This is a genomic window from Ruegeria sp. YKSE079 (genome assembly GCF_059612845.1).
In genome coordinates this window covers 13,248-31,212 of sequence record NZ_JBXWRJ010000019.1, presented here as the reverse complement: position 1 = coordinate 31,212, position 17,965 = coordinate 13,248, and the positions used below count along the sequence as shown (strand labels likewise).

Genomic DNA, 17,965 nt, shown 5'->3' with positions numbered 1-17,965 from the left:
CCGGAAACTAAAAAAACGGCGCCCCGTCTCCAGAACGCCGCTTCAAAATGTGTCGGACGCTGCCTGTGTTTGTTCATTCAGGATTGAAACACCGCACCGACTTCGGCCCGAATGATGCGTGCGATCAAACGGCAATCGTCCAGCGAGAATGTCAGAGGAACACGCATGTCAATGACCCCAGCCAGAATGCGGTCGGTTTTTGGCAAGCGCTCACAATCGGCATAGCGCCAACTGTCATACCGCGAAGTGAAGCCACTGGGTTCCGTTCCGCCGAACCACTTCAGATCAACCCCGCGCTCGGCACATCGGCGGATCACCTCGCCGACGCGTTCGGCGGACCAGTCGAGCAGAAGAAACTGAATGGACGATCCGACATAGAATTCCGCCTCGGGTCGCTCGACAACGGTTAGGCCCGGCGTGTCACGCAAGCCTGCCTCGATCTCGCGATAACGATCGTTCCAGCGCGCCACCTGTGTTTCCAGATCGCGCAACTGGGGGCGCAGGATCGCGGCCCGCAAATTGTCCATCCGCCCCGAAATGTTCGGAGTATGGTACTTGATGCGCTCAAACACTTCCGGTCCCGGCGCCGCCACATGACGTTCGTATAGCATGTATGAACCCGACATCATCACCGCTCGCGCCGCCAGTTCCTCGTCATCGGTGATCAGCAAGCCACCCTCACCCGAGTTTACGTGTTTATATGTTTGGCAAGAATAGCACCCTATGGCGCCCTGCCGTCCCGACAGCGTACCGTTCCAGCGCGCGCCCATCGTATGCGCGCAATCTTCGATCACCCTAATTCCGGCTTCATCACAAATCTGCATCAACCGATCCATGTCGCACAGATGGCCGCGCATATGGCTAAGCATCAAAACTTTCGCCTGACCTGCCTTTGCCGCGAGATCCTCGAGGTCAATCGTCAATCCCGCGGTGACACCAACAAAAACCGGTCGACCACCCGCCGAAGCAATCGCGCCGGGAACCGGAGCCAACGTAAAGGCATTGGTCAGCACTGGATCTCCGGGTTTTACACCAGTAGCGCGCAATGAGGTTGCAAGCGCATAACCGCCCGATGCAACAGCGACGCAGTATTTCGCGCCCATCTGGGCTGCGAACTCCTGCTCGAGCAACGCCGTTTCACTCATCTCGCCCGGGACAACGTTGTAGCGATGCAACCGCCCATGGCGCATAACCGCAACTGCGGCCTCGATGGCATCATCGGGGATCGGCTCCTGTTGGGTGAAGCTGCCTGAAAACTTCTCGGTCATGTCTATTATGCTCCCAGCAATACTACGGGCAGAGGTTGGAAAGCTGGCTACAACCCGACTGGCTCTGGTTGCCCGATCAACTCCGCGACCAAGGCGGGCAAGTGATCGAAATGATGCAATAACGCCTCAGGACCAAGCGCAGCCATGTCGTCGCCAGATGGTCCAAATGTTACCAGAACAGACGGAACCCCGGCAGCGCGCGCCGTGTTCCTGTCGGTGTCGGAATCCCCGACCAAAATGCACCGGTCCGGATCACCTCCGGCGCGGCGAACAGCCTCGCGCAATGGTTCAGGATCGGGTTTGCGCACAGGCAGGGTGTCAGCTCCGATCAGCGAGTCGAAAATGTCACGCGCGCCCAGGCGCGTCAGCAGCAGATCGGCCAAGGCTTCGGGCTTGTTGGTGCAGATGCCAACCTTGTATCCTGCTGCCCGCAACGCATCCACCGCAGCCAGCGCACCAGGGTAGAATTGCGTGTGGTGGTCGATGGCCTCTCCGTAAGCTGCCAGCAGGATCGGATAGTATTCATCGACCGTGGCAGCCTGATAACAGTCCAGACGTTCCAGACCATGTGTCAGCATCTTTTTTCCACCACGCAGGGCAATCCCGGCATCCTCGCCGGGCACTAGAATATCACCATGCCCCATCAGCCGAAAACAATGGTTTGCGGCCGCCAGAAGATCACCCGACGTATCTGCTAGGGTTCCATCCAGATCAAAGATAACCGTGCGCATTCCGTCTCCATGCTCGGCGGGATTTCGCCTTGTCGTGTTGCAATCGGCAATTTTGTTTGATCACCGAACTGCTTGCGCCTTTGGACATAGCGGATAAAACGGTCAGCAACAAAACGAAAGAGAAAACCTATTCATGAGCACTGCATTGGTCATCCTCGCGGCCGGAAAAGGCACCAGGATGAATTCGGAATTACCAAAAGTTCTGCATCCGATAGCACAGGTCCCCATGCTAATCCACGCAATGCGGGCAGGCGCGGTACTGAACCCCGAGCACACCATCGTGGTTGCCGGTCATGGCGCGGAAGCCGTGCGCCAAGAGGCCTGCGCGGAAGACGAACGAGCGAGGATAGTTGTTCAGGACGAACAGTTAGGGACGGCCCATGCTGTCAATCAAGCTCGAACCGTGCTGGACGGGTTCCACGGCGACGTTGTGGTGCTGTATGGTGATACGCCCTTCATTCGACCAAACACTCTCGAAAGAATGATTGAGGCTCGGAGGGGGAACGATCTGGTCATTCTCGGCTTCGAAGCCGCCGATCCGGCGAGATACGGTAGATTGGTAATGAATGGCGATATGTTGGAGCGTATTGTCGAATTCAAAGACGCTTCGGCAGATGAACGTTGCATAACCTTTTGCAACTCAGGTCTGATGGCCTGCGATTCACAACTATTGTTTTCACTCATTTCAAGTGTCGGCAACGACAACGCATCGGGTGAGTACTATCTGACTGATTTAGTTGAGATCGCCCGGGATCAAGGCCTGAAGGTCACTGCCATTGCCTGTGATGAGGAGGAAACGCTCGGGGTGAACTCGCGCACAGATCTGGCGGCAGCCGATGCCGTGTTCCAATCGAGGGCACGAGAAGAGTTGCTGGAACTTGGCGTCACATTGATGGCACCTGAAACTGTCTACCTGGCGGCGGACACCGTGATCGGCCGCGATACTATCATTGAACCCCATGTCGTGTTTGGGCCGGGCGTCACCATAGAAAGCGGTGCCACAATCCGAGCCTTTTCACATCTCGAGGGCTGCCACGTCAGCCAAGGCGCGATTGTCGGGCCATATGCCCGTTTGCGACCCGGCGCCGAATTGGCCGAGAACGCCCGAATTGGCAATTTTGTGGAAATCAAGAACGCCGAGATCGGCGAGGGCGCCAAGGTCAACCACCTCAGCTATATCGGTGATGCCACGGTTGGAGCGTCGACGAATATCGGCGCTGGCACGATTACCTGCAATTATGACGGCGTGATGAAGCACTACACGAGCATTGGGGATAACGTCTTTATCGGCTCGAACACCATGTTGGTTGCGCCTGTCTCTTTAGGTAACGGGGCGATGACGGCAACCGGAACAGTCGTCACTCGTGATGTTGAACCGGATGCATTGGCGGTCGCGCGCGCCAAACAGGAAAACAAACCCGGTTATGCGCGTAAATTGTTTGATATGTTGAAGGCGAAAAAGGCTCGCCGCGATAAAGGATAAGTTTCTATGTGCGGAATTGTTGGGGTTTTAGGCCATCACGAGGCGGCGCCGATCCTGGTGGAAGCGCTCAAACGGCTTGAGTATCGCGGTTATGACAGCGCCGGGATTGCCACAATCAATAATGGCACACTGGATCGTCGCAGGGCGGTGGGCAAACTGGTCAATCTCAGCGATCTGCTGGTACACGAGCCCTTGGCCGGCAAGTCGGGCATTGGACACACACGCTGGGCCACGCACGGCGCACCTTCCATCAGCAACGCGCATCCCCATCGCGCCGGCCCGGTAGCAGTTGTCCATAACGGCATCGTCGAAAACTACCGGGAACTACGTGCGGAACTGGCTGATAACGGTATCAAGTTTCAAACCGAAACGGATACCGAAACCGTCGCGTTGATGACGGAACATCATATGCGGGGCGGTCTGGATCCGGTCGCAGCCGCCTTCAAAACAATTGACAGACTCCACGGCGCATTTGCTCTCGCCTTTCTTTTTGAAGGCGAAGAGGACCTGATCGTTGCGGCGCGCAAAGGGTCGCCGTTGGCCATCGGTCACGGCGAGGGCGAGATGTTCGTGGGGTCCGATGCCATCGCCCTGGCCCCATTGACCAACAGCATCACTTATCTGGAAGAAGGAGACCGAGCGGTCGTAACTCGGTCCTCCGTAGAAATTCGGACGGAAAGCGGAGAGTTGGCGAACCGCGAAATCCGAGAAATCAAACTCGATCACGCCCGAACCGGCAAGGATGGCTACAAGCATTACATGGCCAAAGAGATCAATGAACAGCCGGTGGTCGTTGCCGATGCCATTCGGTCTTATCTGCCATCCGGAAGTGAGCAGGTAAGCCTTCCGGAAGATCTGGATTTTTCCAAGATTGACCGTTTGACCATGGTCGCCTGTGGCACAGCCTTTTATGCTTGCCTGACGGCAAAATACTGGTTCGAACAGCTGGCGAAAATTCCGGTCGAGGTCGATATCGCGTCCGAATTCCGTTACCGCGAACCGCCTTTGGTGCAACGAACGCTTGCCCTGTTCGTAAGCCAATCGGGCGAAACCGCCGACACTCTGGCGGCGTTGCGATACTGCGAAGGAAAAGCAGACAGGATAGTATCCGTCGTCAACGTCCCCGAGAGCTCGATCGCGAGGGAAAGCGATATCGCCCTGCCGATTCATGCAGGTGTTGAAATCGGTGTCGCATCTACCAAGGCCTTCACCTGCCAATTAACGGTGTTGCTGTTACTGGCTTTGAAAGCTGCTGCAGATCGCGGAACTCTGACCCACGACCAACTATCGGATCACTTCTCTGCATTGCGAGGACTGCCATCGGCGCTTAACGCCGCTCTGGATCAGAATGACGCGATCCGGGTCGCCGCGCAGCAACTCAGCGAAGCGCGCGACGTCCTGTTCTTGGGCCGCGGACTTATGTATCCTCTAGCGCTCGAAGGGGCGCTAAAGTTAAAGGAAATCAGCTATATACACGCCGAGGGCTACGCGTCTGGCGAGCTCAAGCATGGCCCCATAGCCCTGATCGACAAACACATGCCTGTGGTGGTTCTGGCACCGCACGACGGGTTGTTCGACAAGACGACGTCGAACATGCAGGAAGTCATGGCACGCAAGGGCAAGGTCATTTTGGTGTCAGACGATGACGGCATTTCGGATGCCGAAGATGGCGTCTGGTCGACGATCCGAATGCCACATATCCACAACAGCCTTGCGCCGATCCTCTACGCTGTTCCCGCGCAGTTATTGGCCTATCACACGGCAGTTGCAAAAGGCACGGATGTCGACCAACCGCGCAACTTGGCGAAATCCGTAACGGTGGAGTAAGACATGTCCAAACAGTTTCCGGCGCTGGACGAAGTGCACCGCAAATTCATTGAAGGCCAGCATATCTTCTTTACTGGTTCGGCTGGCCCCGAAGGGCGTGTCAACATATCCCCCAAGGGAATGGATTCCTTGCGGGTAATGGACTCGAATCGCATCCTTTGGATGAACCTGACCGGTAGCGGCAACGAAACCGCCGGGCATCTGCTTGAGGCCAACCGTATAACGTTGATGTGGTGCTCTTTCACAACGCGACCGATGATTTTGCGCGTATACGGATCTGCTCGCACGGTCCAGGTAGCTGATCCCGACTGGGGAAAACTGTCCTCTCAATTTCCCTCTCATCGCAGCGCGCGTCAGATCTTCGACGTTAGCGTGGACATGGTTCAGACCTCATGCGGCTATGCAGTTCCGTTCATGGATTATCGATCCGAGCGCGACACGATGCAAAAATGGGTGGATGGAAAATCCGACGACGACATCCGCTCCTATTGGGTCGAAAAGAACCAAAAGACGATCGATAAGAAACCCACTGGCGTGCCAATCTGATCCGGTCATGCTGGGCTCATTTCTAGATCAAATCAAGGCACATGCCGATCCAGAACGATCGGCCCAAATGGCAGCTTATCACAAGGCGGATCGTCCCTATCTGGGCGTGGCCAATCCGATTCTCAACGAATTGGCCAAGACGTGGCGTCAGGAATTGGCGGTTGGCACACGGGTGGAACTGGCCAATGCTCTGTGGCAAACAAACATACACGAAGGCCGTCTGGCCGCCGCGAAATTGCTGACTCAGGCCCGTATCGGATCTGACGAGGCAGTTTGGGCTTTACTGCAAAGCTGGGTTTCCGATTTTGACGCATGGGCCGTCGCCGACCACGCCTGCATGGCGATGCAAAGACGCCTGACCGCTGATCCCGAGCGTCTGGATCAGGTCGAAGGCTGGACTAGATCCGAACATATGTGGACGCGCCGCGCCGCATTGGTCGCAACCCTTCCCTGGACCAAGCAGAACCACCCCAAGCCCGAGGATCTGCACCGGCGGGAAAGGGTTCTCAGTTGGGCAGCAGACTATGTCACGGATCGCGACTGGTTCATCCAGAAGGCCGTCGCCTGGTGGTTGCGTGACCTGTCCAAACATGACGCGCCGCGCGTCACGGCATTTCTGAGCGAACATGGTGCAACCATGAAACCGTTTGCCCGAAAAGAAGCCGGCAAATACCTGTCAGATCAGTTGGAATAAACGTTCAACTCGACCAACTGATCCAGCGGCAACAACATCGACTGCATTGCTTCCAAGGACAAACGGCTTCCCGCACCTTGGGGTCCCGGTGCAGGGATTAGCAGAACATAGACCTGAGCGCCGGTATCCCGTGTTACCACACGCCCGTTGATCTCGGTTTTCACCAATGGTGTCTCCAGCCACCGCCCCGGTCGCGTCGGATCGCCAAGTCCTGCAATGGTCTGCCTGGCCCCATTCCAGCCCGGATCGGCTGCGATTGGCGTCTGTGCCACCTCTTCGGGGGCTTCGGCGGAAACATCGGTGACAACGGACTCCGACAACGTTTGATTCTCTCCGAAGAGACGGTCTTTGGTCGACCGTATGGCCGAACACCCCGCGAGCGCGACAAGTATAACCAAGGCGATGTATCTCATGCCTGCGACCCTATCCGCGCCCACAAAGACATGCCAGTCAAAACGCTGTTGGCCCTTGCCGACGCCCATCACCCGCTTTACCTATGGCGCATGACTGCTCCGCTGATCGACCCGTTTGCCCGCGCCATCACCTATCTTCGCGTTTCCGTGACGGATCGCTGTGATTTCCGCTGTGTGTATTGCATGTCGGAAAACATGACCTTTCTACCCAAGAAAGAGCTTCTGACGCTGGAAGAGTTGGACCGCATGTGTTCAACCTTCATTCGCATGGGAGTAGAAAAACTGCGCATTACGGGCGGAGAGCCCTTGGTGCGGCGGGACATCATGACATTTTTCAACGCCATGACCCGCCATCTGGAAAGCGGCACGCTGAAAGAACTGACATTGACCACCAACGGCTCGCAACTGTCGCGCTTTTCGGATCAGCTCTATGCCGCTGGGGTGCGTCGCGTGAATGTGTCGCTGGATACGCTAGACGAGTCGAAATTTTCCGATATCACCCGCTGGGGTCGGCTGCCGCAGGTCTTGAATGGCATCGATGCAGCGCAAAAGGCAGGACTTCGGATCAAGATCAATGCCGTGGCCCTGAAAGGTTTCAACGAGGAAGAACTGCCCCGCATTACCGAGTGGTGCGCCGAGCGCGACATGGACCTGACCTGGATCGAGGTCATGCCAATGGGTGACATCGGCAATGAAGATCGTCTGGATCAGTACTGGTCACTGAAAGACGTGCGCTCGGATTACGAAAAACACTATCAGGTGACCGATTTAGCCGAACGCACGGGCGGACCAGCCCGGTATGTGAGGCTAGAGGAGACTGGCCAAAAAATTGGGTTCATCACTCCGCTCAGCCACAATTTCTGCGAAAGCTGCAACCGAGTGCGTCTGACCTGCACAGGCGAGTTGTTCATGTGTCTAGGGCAGGAAGATATGGCCGATCTGCGCCAACCCCTGCGCGATCATCCGAACACGGAGGAGGCACTGGAGGCGGCCATTCGCGCCGCGATCCATCTGAAGCCCAAAGGGCACGATTTCGACTATTCGCGGCAACAGGTGGATGGCCGAATGACCCGGCATATGAGCCACACAGGCGGCTGAGGTGTCTGGCAATTCAGGCAAGGCCACGTTGCTCTATGCGGCATATTGCGGCGCAACTGCTCTGTTGGCTCCAATTGCGTGGTTGGCGGTTCGCCGCAAGCTGGACCGTGCCGGTGTTTCCAGGATCCGACAACGGGAACGTCTGGGCCACGCAAGCCAGCCCAGGCCCGATGGCCAGTTGATCTGGTTTCATGCGGCCAGCGTCGGAGAAAGCCTTTCTGTTCTCGGCCTGATCAAACGTTTGGGTCTACGCCTGCCCCGCGCAGAGTTTTTGATCACCTCCGGCACCCCCACCTCGGCCGCTTTGATCGAAAAACGCATACCTCCTCGTACCCGCCACCAGTATCCGCCGCTTGACACACCAGGGTCCGTGCGCAGGTTTCTCGCACATTGGAAACCAGATGCCGGAATATTCGTGGAAAGCGAAATCTGGCCGCGGTTGGTGGTGGAAAGCTCTTCACGCGGCATCCCATTGGCCCTGCTGAACGCACGACTATCCGAGAAATCGGTGCAGGGTTGGAAGAAGCGCCCTGATACTGCTCGGTTCATACTGGATCAGTTCCAACTGTTTCTGACCCAAAACGAAAAGACGGCCGTAAATCTAATCGAAATGGGGGCCGAAGCCGCCCGTGTGCAGCCCGGAACCAACCTCAAGGCGATGTCTGATCCTTTACCGATCGATAACATTACCCGAGACGAAATTCAGGCGCAAATTGGTGATCGCCCGATCTGGGTTGCAAGCTCTACACACGCTGGGGAAGAAGAAACCGTTCTCGCGGCCCACACTGAACTGTTAAAAAAATGGCCCAACCTCTTGCTGCTGCTTATCCCACGCCATCCCGAACGAGGGGACGAGGTCGCACGCCTCATCTCTAAAGCCGGGCTTCAAATGGCGCGCCGAACGTCGAAGGACCTCATCACGTCGCAAACGCAGGTCTATATGGCAGATACTCTGGGTGAGACCGGGACTTGGTACGCCCTCTGCCCCTTGGTTTTTTTGGGTGGCTCCCTGAAGGAGATCGGCGGACACAACCCGTTCGAGCCGGCTCAGGCCGGGGCGGCGATAATTACCGGGCCGGGCTATTTCAACTTTGCGGAAACGTACAAACCGTTGATCAGGAATGGCGGTGCAATCGAAGTGCGCGCTGCTCGGGATCTGATAAAAGCCATCACGCGATGGTTGTCCGACGAACCTGCACTGAAAGCAGCCCGAGAGGCTGCGCAAAGCTGCGTGTCCGATCAAAAACAGGCATTGGACGCCGTCATTGATACATTATGCACTCAGCTTGATCCGGCTTGAAAGATCGTCAGGGCACGAGAGTTGTTCGCCCGCGCCCATGGCGGATCACGCCGCTGGCATGCGTTTTTCGACAATCTCGGCCCACCAGCTGCACCCGGCAGGGATTGCCTCGTCGTTGAAGTTATATTCCGGGTGATGCACCATTGCCGTATCGCCATTGCCGACAAGGATATAGGCACCCGGTCGTTCTTCGAGCATGAAGGCGAAATCCTCGCCCCCCATCACCAGAGGCGCTTCCTCGCAATCGCCGGACACCGCGCGTGCCACTTCGGCGGCAAAGCCTGTCTGCTCATCGCTGTTGACCATAACCGGATACCCGCGGATGTACGTTACGTCCGCCGTACCGCCAAAGGTCGCCGCAACGCCGGTGCAGATTTCCTTGATCCGTTTTTCGGCCAGATCGCGCATTTTTTTGCTCATGGTGCGCACGGTGCCTTTGATCTGCACTTTCTGCGGGATCACGTTGAATGCCTTGGAAGATGTCTCAAACGAGGTAACCGATACCACCACCTGATCGATCGGGTCGGCATTGCGCGAGGCGATGGTCTGCAGCGCCAGTACCGCCTGCGCTGTCATCACAGTGGTGTCCACCGTCTCATGCGGTTTGGCGGCGTGGCCGCCTCTGCCTTCAAAGGTGATGTCGAATTGGTCGGTTGCCGCAAAAAACGCGCCGGGCCGGATCGCGAAACTGCCGACCGGCTTACCCGGCCAATTATGCATCCCATAGACTTCCTGAATATTCCAGCGATCCATCATGCCGTCTTCACACATCTCGCGACCGCCGCCGCCACCCTCCTCAGCGGGCTGAAAGATCACAACGACTGTACCGTCGAAATTACGGGTTTCGGACAAATACTTGGCAGCCCCCAGCAACATCGCCGTATGGCCGTCATGACCGCAGGCATGCATCGCACCCGGCGTCTTGGAGGCATAGTCCAGCCCTGTCGCCTCGTGAATTGGCAAAGCGTCCATATCGGCGCGCAGACCGATCACCTTGCCCTTGCTGTCACTCTTGCCTTTGATAACGCCGACAACGCCGGTGCGGCCAATACCCGTGACCACATCGTCACACCCGAATTCTTTCAGCTTTTCCGCCACCAATGCGCTGGTGCGATGCGTTTCGAACAAGATTTCCGGGTTCTCGTGGATGTCGCGCCGCCATGCAGAGATTTCCTCCTGCAGCTCCGCAAATCGGTTTTTCACTGGCATATCTGTGTACTCCTTGAGTTTCTCAGGCCGCCGGCATCCGGCGTTCGACCATTTCAGCAAACCACGAGCACCCAAGCGGAATGATCTCGTCGTTGAAATCGTATTCCGGGTGGTGCAATCCGGCGCTGTCACCATTTCCCAGAACGATGAACGCACCGGGCCGTTCCTGCAGCATGAATGAGAAGTCCTCACCCCCCATCACCATCGGCGCCTCGACGCAGCTACCGCCGACCACAACCGCAGCTTCGGTGGCAAAGCCGGTCTGCTCTTCGGCGTTGATCGTAACCGGAACTCCGTGGCTGTAGCGAATATCGGCTGCTCCTCCGAACGCTGCAACGGTCCCGGCAACAACCTCCTTCAGACGGTTTTCGATCAATACACGCGCATCATTCGAATGGGTTCGGACAGTGCCGCGCAACCTGGCGGATTGCGGAATCACGTTAAAGGCGTTGGACGAGGTTTCCACCGAAGTCACCGACAGGACAGCTTGCAATGTCGGATCCACGTTCCGCGATACCACCGTTTGCAGCGCAATGATGACCTGAGCCAGCATAACCGTGGTGTCTACCGTGTCATGCGGCTTGGCCGCGTGGCCACCGCGCCCGGTCAATTGAATGTCAAACTCGTCCGCCGCCGCCAGCAAAGGCCCGGAACGGATGGCAAACTGACCTGTCTTCAGACCCGGCATGTTGTGCATGGCATAGACTTCCTGAATGCCGAACCGGTCCATCAAGCCGTCTTTGACCATCGCCTCGGCCCCGTTGCCGCCCTCTTCGGCAGGTTGGAAAATCACAACGGCTGTGCCATCGAAGTTACGGGTTTCCGCCAGATATTTCGCTGCCCCCAAAACCATCGCTGTATGGCCATCATGACCGCAGGCGTGCATGGCACCCGGTGTTTTCGAGGTGTAGTCCAGCCCAGTCAGCTCATCCATCGGGAGCGCATCCATATCGGCCCGCAATCCGATTGAACGCCCCTTTGTATCCGTCTTTCCCCTAATAACGCCGACTACACCTGTGCGGCCAATACCAGTCACCACCTCATCACAACCGAACTCCTTCAGCTTGTCGGCCACCAGCGCACTGGTGCGGTGCGTGTCGTAAAGAATTTCAGGGTTTTCATGAATGTCACGCCGCCAGGCCGTGATCTCGTCATGCATTTCAGCGAGCCGGTTTTTGATCGGCATGCCATTCCCCCCTTTTCACGCCACAGGCATTCGTCGTTCCACCAACTCTGCAAACCAGCTGCAGCCGGCTGGAATGGCGTCATCATCAAAATTATAGGCCGGGTGATGACACATGGCCGTATCCCCGTTCCCAATGAAGATGTAGGCCCCGGGGCGTTCTTCAAGCATGTAGGCAAAATCTTCTGACGGCATGATCGGATCGGTTTCGTCGTTTATCTTACCTGCCACCGCCTTTGCGGCCTCTGCGGCAAACCCCGTTTCGGCTTGGGTATTCATCGTGACGGGGTAGCCGGGTGTCCACGTCACCTCGGCTTTGGCGCCAAAAGCCGAGGCGGTATCTTCGGCGATCCGACGAACACGTTCTTCCGCAATCGCACGGTATTCTGGATCGAGCGTCCGAACCGTTCCTTGAAGCCGGGCGGTATGCGCGATGACGTTGGATGCCACGCTGTCGGTTTGGAATGTGCCTACGGTCAGCACCACGCTCTTGATCGGATTGACCGTTCGGGAAACGACCGACTGAAGGGACACCACGGTCTGCGCGGCGACCAATGTCGTATCTACGGCATCATGCGGAGCCGCGGCGTGGCCACCCTTGCCGGTCACGACGATCTCAAACTCATCGGACGACGCCAGAAGCGCGCCGGGGCGTATGGCAAACTCCCCTACCGGGAGCCCCGGCATGTTGTGCATTCCATAAACCTCCTGAATGCCCCAGCGATCCATAAGACCGTCCTGGCACATCGCAAGCCCGCCCGCCCCTCCTTCTTCCGCCGGTTGGAAAATCAGCACCACTGTCCCATCGAAGTGCCGCGTCTCAGCCAGATATTTCGCGGCCCCTAGCAGCATCGACGTATGCCCATCATGCCCACAGGCATGCATCTTGCCGGGCACGGTCGAGGCATAGTCGACCCCAGTTGCCTCTTCGATTGGCAAGGCATCCATGTCTGCCCGCAGCCCGATCACACGGCCCTTGGTGTCAGATTTGCCCTTGATTACCGCAACGACACCCGTCTGACCGATACCGGTCGTGATGTCGTCGACACCGATCTCTTTCAGTCGCTCCACCACAAATGCTGCAGTCTTGTGCACGTCGTACATGAGTTCCGGATGAGCGTGCAGGTGACGCCGCCATTCAGTGATTTCCTGATGCATTTCTGCGAGCCGGTTCTTTATCGGCATTTCCAACTCTCCCCTTTTGGTCGCTGGCCCGGTCAGGCCGTCAGCCTGTCCAGCAAACGCTCCATGAATGTATGTCCCGCGCTGAATTGTGCCACGGTAATGTATTCGTTGGGTTGATGTGCCTGCGCGATGTCGCCGGGACCACAGATGACCGCCGAGTACCCCGCCTCCTGAAACTGACCCGCTTCGGTGCCATAGCTTACGACATGGCGGGCGTTGTCACCAGTGAGGGCACGCACCAGCGTTTCGGCCTCACCATCCTCTTCGGGCAAAAGCGCGGGAACGGCAAAGTTCTCGGAAATCTCGATACACGCTTCCGGATGAACAGCCTGCATGCTGGCCTCGGTGCGACGCACCTGTTCCAGAAAGGCATCACGCCACATGCCTGCATCTTCCCCCGGCACCACTCGGAAATCCATCATAAAGCGGCAATCCTTGGCGGTGATGTTATGCGCCGTTCCACCTTCGATCATGCCTACATGACAAGTCGTCCATGGCGGATCGAACAGTGCCGCCACTTCAGACGGCTCTGCAACCATGTTTTCGGCATTGCGGGCATTCGCCCAGTCGATCAACGGCGCTGCAGACATGATTGCATTGACGCCAGTATGCATGATCGAACTGTGCACCTCGAACCCGACGACATGCGTGTCATATCCAAAGCTGCCCTTGTGCCCGGTCACAGCCTGCATCATCGAAGGTTCACCCACAATCACGGCGCCGCCCTTTGGCAGCACCCTTTGCATCTCGGCGATCATTGGAGGCGCACCAGTACAGCCGACCTCTTCATCAAAACTCAGAGCCAATTGCAGCGGGCGGGTCACGTTGCGGTACTTTGCTTCGACCATCGCCCAGATCGCAAGCGCGTCGAACCCCTTCATGTCGCATGTGCCGCGCCCGAAATACTTGCCGTCACGCTCGGTTACTGTGAAAGGATCGCTATCCCAGGGCTGGCCATCGACCGGCACCACATCAGTATGACCGGACAGAACAACGGCCCCCTCTTCCCACGGCCCTACATGCGCAAACAGCGCCGATTTGTGTGGTTGTCCGGGATCCGGCCAGCGATGAGCCTCGATCCCGTGGCTGTAAAGATAGTCTGCGATCCAATCGACCAAAGGCAGGTTGGTATCACGACTCACTGTTGGAAACGAGATCAGTTTGGTCATGATCTCCAACGGCGACAGACGTGTGGGCATATGGCTAGTATCCGCTGTCAGTTGTCAGGATAAAATGCCCCGGTTCTACCTCGCGGTATTGCGACGGTTCCGGCTTGTATCCGATAGGATGAATTGGCGACGGGATCGGTTTGAAGTTCAGGTCTTTTTCAGATTTTCGCCTATTGGGATCGGCAATCGGAACCGCCTTCATCAAGGCCTGAGTATAAGGATGCTGCGGGTTCTCGAACACGCGGGACCGCGGCCCCAGCTCGACGATACGGCCAAGGTACATGACACCGACATGATGGCTAACGCGTTCCACAACCGCCATGTCATGGCTGATGAACAGATAGCTGAGCCCAAGCTCGGCCTGCAATTCCATCATCAGGTTCAGAACCTGTGCCTGTACCGACACGTCCAACGCCGATACGGCCTCATCCGCTATGATCAGCTTGGGGTTCAAAGCCAGCGCCCGTGCGATGGCGATACGTTGTCGTTGGCCACCCGACATCTCGTGCGGGAAGCGGCGCATGAAGCTACGGGGCAGTTGAACGCGGTCGAACAGGTTGGCGACCCGATCATGCAACTCCGAGCCAGTCGCCACATTGTAGTTGCGCAACGGCTCAGCCACCTGGTCCACAAGTTGCATCTGCGGATTGAGCGAGGCGAACGGATCCTGAAAGATCATCTGCATGTCCAGACGCGCCTTGCGCAGACCGGTCTGGTCAAGTTTCATGATGTCTACACCATCGAGACTGATCTCGCCTGTCATCGGCTCGACCAGGCGCAGAATCGATCGCCCCGCCGAAGACTTTCCGCAACCGGACTCGCCCACTAGGCTGAGCGTTTGGCCCCGGTTCAAGTTGAAAGACACATCCTCAACTGCGTGTACATTGGCCACGGTGCGGCGGAGCAGCCCGCCTTTTACGGGGAATCGGGTGGTCAGGCCTTTGACACTCAACAGCACCTCTTCGGTGCCGGGAATGGGCGCAATGTTTTGGTTTTCAACCCCCATCAGTTTCATCGGCTCGGGCGCTGATTTCCCACGCATTTCGCCCAGCTTTGGAACCGCGGCCAGCAATGCCTTGGTGTAGTCGTGCCGAGGGTTTTCAAAGATCTCGCTAACCGTGCCCTCTTCGACCTTGTTGCCTCGATACATGACCACGACTCGGTCCGCCATCTGCGCCACGACCGCCATGTCGTGCGTGATGAACATCACCGCCGTCCCGGTCTCGCGCTTCAGCCGGTCCATCAGCGCCAGGATTTCGGCCTGAATGGTCACGTCCAACGCCGTTGTCGGCTCGTCCGCAATCAGCAGACGCGGCTCACAGGCCATCGCCATTGCGATGACCACCCGCTGACGCATGCCGCCCGACAACTCGTGTGGATATTGCTTCAACCGCCGCTCAGGTTCCGGGATGCGCACCTGCCGCAGCAGTTCCAGCGCCCGCTCCTCGGCCTGCGCCTTGGACATGTTTCTGTGAATCCGAAGCCCTTCGGTCAATTGTCGTTCTACCGTGAAAACCGGATTCAGCGCCGTCATCGGCTCCTGAAATATCATTCCGATCTCGTTGCCGCGAATCTGTTTCATCAAATCCTGGTCGGCTTTCGACAAATCGAACTCTTCGCCGTCGCGCCGGTCGAACAGCAACTGGCCACCCGCGATTTCACCGCCCCCGAACTCGACCAACCGCATCAGAGACAGAGATGATACGGATTTGCCCGAACCGGATTCGCCAACGATACAAACGGTTTCCCCGGGATGCACCTCAAACGAGACATCTTCCACGCCCACCACCGGGCCGTCCTTGGTTTGAAACTCGACACGAAGTTTCTTGATCTGTGCAATGGGCTGATCCAGCACGAGTGCGCTCCCCTTGGTCACCCTTATGTGTTGTGTGTCAAACGCTATGTCCGGGGGCCGGTAAAAGTCAAACCCATTGGAAACTTTCCCAACGGCAAGGCTTGCATTTTTTAAAAACTCTGTTTCGATACGTCTCGTAACCGTTCCTGGGGAGAGAACGAAAACGGCGCAGCGTAAAAAACGCTACATTAGTTTTCAACAACTTACCCGACATACGGCAACGCCAAACCCGCAGGCAATGCGGAGATAATCGAGACACGCTCGTGTCCAACATGGAGTGTAGAATGAAAACCAAAGCCCTTTTACTTGGTGCGATTGCAAGCACGGCGCTGGCTCAAACAGCCTTTGCCGAGCGCGGATCGGATGGCAATGTCAGCATCATTTATTGGCAAGCCCCATCGATCCTGAACCCATTCCTTTCGGGCGGCACGAAGGACGTCGAATCCTCGTCACTGGTGATCGAACCCCTCGCGCGCTACAACGAAAACGGCGAAATGGTGCCCTATCTGGCAGCCGAGATTCCGACCGTCGACAATGGCGGTGTCAGCGAGGACCTGACCTCGATCACCTGGAAAATCGCCCCGGGCATCCTGTGGTCGGACGGCACACCTTTCACTGCTCATGACGTCAAGTTCACCGCCGACTATTGCATGCACCCCGAAGGCGGCTGTGCGCAGTTGACAAAGTTCGAAGGCGTGACCTCGGTCGAGGCACTGGACGACATGACCGTCAAGGTGACCTTTGGCGAAGCCACCCCGTTCCCGTACGGCCCGTTCGTGGGCGGCGAAAGCCCGATCATCCAGAAAGCCCAATTCGAAAACTGCATAGGCGCAAAGGCTCCGGAATGCACCGAGCAGAACTTCGGCCCGATTGGCACCGGCCCATTTGTCGTGGATGAGTTCAAACCGAACGACGTGATCACCATGTCGGCCAACCCGAACTATCGTGATCCGAACAAGCCTGCGTTTGCGACCCTGACCTTCAAGGGCGGAGGTGACGCAACGGCAGCAGGACGCGCGGTGATGGAAACCGGCGAATTCGACTATGCCTGGAACCTACAGCTTGCACCGGAAGTAATTGCGCAGATGGAAGCAGGTGGCAAAGGCGTTCCGGTTGCTGGCTTCGGCCCGCTGGTCGAACGCATCATGTTGAACCAGACCAACCCGTCGCCTGACCTGCCCGAAGGCGAACGCTCGACCGCCAAGCATCCACATCCGTTCCTTCAGGATCCTGCGGTTTACAAGGCAATGTCGTTGGCTATCGACCGCCCGCTGCTGGTGGAAATCGGATATGGCAAAGCCGGTCAGGTAACCTGTAACTGGGTTCCGGCCCCGGCGGCCGTGAATTCAGACACCTTCACCTGTGACACGCAGGACATCGAAGGCGCGAAGAAACTGCTGGATGACGCAGGTATCGTTGATTCCGATGGCGATGGCGTCCGTGAAAAAGACGGTGTTCCGCTGAAAATCGTCTACCAGACCTCGACCAACGCCGTCCGACAAGACTTCCAGGCGCTGATCAAGGAGTGGTGGGCCGAGATTGGTATTGAATCCGAACTGCGCAACATCAACGCCTCTGTCTTCTTTGGAGGCGACCCGGGTTCACCCGACACCTTCCAGAAGTTCTATGCCGACGTCGAAATGTACGCCAACACCTTCAACGGCACGGACCCGCAGTCCTATCTGGGCAACGGCCTGTGCGACAAGGCGCCCAAACCGGAATCTCAGTGGCAGGGTGAAAACATCAGCCGTTTCTGCAACGAAGAGTTTGACGCACTGCACGCGGAGCTCACAAAAACGGCCGGTGCGGACGCACGCGCGGAAATCGCCAAGCGCCTGAACGACATCATGGTCGAGAACGGTGGCATGATCCCGCTGGTTCACCGTGGCCGTCTGTCGGCACATGCCAACACCTTGGGCGGCGTGGTCCTGAACGTGTGGGACAGCGAGCTGTGGAACGCGGCTGACTGGTACCGCATGACCGGCTCCTAAGCGTCTTGCTTGC

At 57.3% G+C, this 17,965-nt stretch carries 15 protein-coding genes; 7 read left to right on the top strand and 8 right to left on the bottom strand.

Annotated features, from left to right (window positions below; genetic code table 11):
• Positions 1-77: 77 nt before the first annotated feature.
• The gene (locus AC2FMY_RS16670) at positions 78-1,268 is read right to left on the bottom strand and encodes a DegT/DnrJ/EryC1/StrS family aminotransferase (protein WP_480749275.1); all 1,191 of its coding nucleotides are present in this window, start codon (positions 1,266-1,268) and stop codon (positions 78-80) included.
• Positions 1,269-1,315: 47 nt separating this feature from the next.
• Positions 1,316-1,999: an HAD-IA family hydrolase gene (locus tag AC2FMY_RS16665; protein WP_496748395.1), complete on the bottom strand. Its 684-nt coding sequence runs from the start codon at positions 1,997-1,999 to the stop codon at positions 1,316-1,318.
• Between the two features lie 133 nt (positions 2,000-2,132).
• Here AC2FMY_RS16665 and glmU point away from each other — a divergent pair, with 133 nt between their 5' ends.
• From glmU to AC2FMY_RS16645, 4 genes are read left to right on the top strand one after another with little or no spacing between them, the layout of a single operon-like run.
• Positions 2,133-3,482, top strand: coding sequence for a bifunctional UDP-N-acetylglucosamine diphosphorylase/glucosamine-1-phosphate N-acetyltransferase GlmU (gene glmU, locus AC2FMY_RS16660; protein ID WP_496748396.1), 1,350 nt, complete (start codon positions 2,133-2,135; stop codon positions 3,480-3,482).
• 6 nt (positions 3,483-3,488) lie between these two features.
• A complete protein-coding gene (glmS, locus tag AC2FMY_RS16655) occupies positions 3,489-5,309 on the top strand; it encodes a glutamine--fructose-6-phosphate transaminase (isomerizing) (protein WP_496748397.1) in 1,821 nt (606 codons plus the stop codon).
• A gap of 3 nt (positions 5,310-5,312) precedes the next feature.
• Positions 5,313-5,855 (top strand): pyridoxamine 5'-phosphate oxidase family protein, encoded by a 543-nt coding sequence (locus AC2FMY_RS16650; RefSeq protein ID WP_496748398.1) that lies wholly within the window; start codon positions 5,313-5,315, stop codon positions 5,853-5,855.
• 7 nt (positions 5,856-5,862) lie between these two features.
• Entirely contained in the window at positions 5,863-6,549 is a 687-nt protein-coding gene (locus AC2FMY_RS16645) for a DNA alkylation repair protein (protein ID WP_496807742.1), read from the top strand.
• On the opposite strand, the gene AC2FMY_RS16640 is transcribed toward AC2FMY_RS16645, so the two are convergent.
• Positions 6,537-6,869, bottom strand: a complete 333-nt coding sequence (locus AC2FMY_RS16640; RefSeq protein WP_496748400.1) for a hypothetical protein — start codon at positions 6,867-6,869, stop codon at positions 6,537-6,539. The two genes, AC2FMY_RS16645 and AC2FMY_RS16640, sit on opposite strands and share 13 nt — an antisense overlap.
• Positions 6,870-7,052: 183 nt before the next feature.
• Here AC2FMY_RS16640 and moaA point away from each other — a divergent pair, with 183 nt between their 5' ends.
• Both moaA and AC2FMY_RS16630 read left to right on the top strand, forming a co-directional pair.
• Positions 7,053-8,060: a GTP 3',8-cyclase MoaA gene (gene moaA / locus AC2FMY_RS16635; RefSeq protein ID WP_480749338.1), complete on the top strand. Its 1,008-nt coding sequence runs from the start codon at positions 7,053-7,055 to the stop codon at positions 8,058-8,060.
• 1 nt (position 8,061) lies between these two features.
• Positions 8,062-9,360 (top strand): 3-deoxy-D-manno-octulosonic acid transferase, encoded by a 1,299-nt coding sequence (locus AC2FMY_RS16630; RefSeq protein ID WP_496807741.1) that lies wholly within the window; start codon positions 8,062-8,064, stop codon positions 9,358-9,360.
• Between the two features lie 45 nt (positions 9,361-9,405).
• On the opposite strand, the gene AC2FMY_RS16625 is transcribed toward AC2FMY_RS16630, so the two are convergent.
• The 5 genes from AC2FMY_RS16625 to AC2FMY_RS16605 are packed head-to-tail and all read right to left on the bottom strand — an operon-like array spanning position 9,406 to position 15,961.
• On the bottom strand, positions 9,406-10,569 hold the full coding sequence (locus AC2FMY_RS16625) for a M20 aminoacylase family protein (protein WP_496748402.1): 1,164 nt from the start codon (positions 10,567-10,569) through the stop codon (positions 9,406-9,408).
• A 22-nt stretch (positions 10,570-10,591) separates the two neighbouring features.
• A complete protein-coding gene (locus AC2FMY_RS16620; protein ID WP_480749266.1) occupies positions 10,592-11,755 on the bottom strand; it encodes a M20 aminoacylase family protein in 1,164 nt (387 codons plus the stop codon).
• A gap of 15 nt (positions 11,756-11,770) precedes the next feature.
• The gene (locus AC2FMY_RS16615) at positions 11,771-12,937 is read right to left on the bottom strand and encodes a M20 aminoacylase family protein (RefSeq protein WP_480749265.1); all 1,167 of its coding nucleotides are present in this window, start codon (positions 12,935-12,937) and stop codon (positions 11,771-11,773) included.
• Between the two features lie 32 nt (positions 12,938-12,969).
• A complete protein-coding gene (gene argE, locus AC2FMY_RS16610) occupies positions 12,970-14,136 on the bottom strand; it encodes an acetylornithine deacetylase (RefSeq protein ID WP_496746425.1) in 1,167 nt (388 codons plus the stop codon).
• A 4-nt stretch (positions 14,137-14,140) separates the two neighbouring features.
• On the bottom strand, positions 14,141-15,961 hold the full coding sequence (locus AC2FMY_RS16605) for an ABC transporter ATP-binding protein (RefSeq protein ID WP_480749263.1): 1,821 nt from the start codon (positions 15,959-15,961) through the stop codon (positions 14,141-14,143).
• 284 nt (positions 15,962-16,245) lie between these two features.
• On the opposite strand from AC2FMY_RS16605, the gene AC2FMY_RS16600 reads away from it, so the two are divergent.
• Positions 16,246-17,952, top strand: a complete 1,707-nt coding sequence (locus AC2FMY_RS16600; RefSeq protein ID WP_496746423.1) for a peptide ABC transporter substrate-binding protein — start codon at positions 16,246-16,248, stop codon at positions 17,950-17,952.
• Positions 17,953-17,965: the final 13 nt, after the last annotated feature.

Excerpts from the sequence above, each read along its gene's own strand:
- AC2FMY_RS16670 (WP_480749275.1), bottom strand. The coding sequence starts at position 1,268 with ATGACCGAGAAGTTTTCAGGCAGCTTCACCCAACAGGAGCCGATCCCC.
- glmU (WP_496748396.1), top strand. The coding sequence starts at position 2,133 with ATGAGCACTGCATTGGTCATCCTCGCGGCCGGAAAAGGCACCAGGATG.
- AC2FMY_RS16665 (WP_496748395.1), bottom strand. The coding sequence starts at position 1,999 with ATGCGCACGGTTATCTTTGATCTGGATGGAACCCTAGCAGATACGTCG.
- glmS (WP_496748397.1), top strand. The coding sequence starts at position 3,489 with ATGTGCGGAATTGTTGGGGTTTTAGGCCATCACGAGGCGGCGCCGATC.
- AC2FMY_RS16615 (WP_480749265.1), bottom strand. The coding sequence starts at position 12,937 with ATGCCGATAAAGAACCGGCTCGCAGAAATGCATCAGGAAATCACTGAA.
- argE (WP_496746425.1), bottom strand. The coding sequence starts at position 14,136 with ATGCCCACACGTCTGTCGCCGTTGGAGATCATGACCAAACTGATCTCG.
- AC2FMY_RS16600 (WP_496746423.1), top strand. The coding sequence starts at position 16,246 with ATGAAAACCAAAGCCCTTTTACTTGGTGCGATTGCAAGCACGGCGCTG.
- AC2FMY_RS16625 (WP_496748402.1), bottom strand. The coding sequence starts at position 10,569 with ATGCCAGTGAAAAACCGATTTGCGGAGCTGCAGGAGGAAATCTCTGCA.
- AC2FMY_RS16650 (WP_496748398.1), top strand. The coding sequence starts at position 5,313 with ATGTCCAAACAGTTTCCGGCGCTGGACGAAGTGCACCGCAAATTCATT.
- AC2FMY_RS16645 (WP_496807742.1), top strand. The coding sequence starts at position 5,863 with ATGCTGGGCTCATTTCTAGATCAAATCAAGGCACATGCCGATCCAGAA.
- AC2FMY_RS16620 (WP_480749266.1), bottom strand. The coding sequence starts at position 11,755 with ATGCCGATCAAAAACCGGCTCGCTGAAATGCATGACGAGATCACGGCC.
- moaA (WP_480749338.1), top strand. The coding sequence starts at position 7,053 with ATGACTGCTCCGCTGATCGACCCGTTTGCCCGCGCCATCACCTATCTT.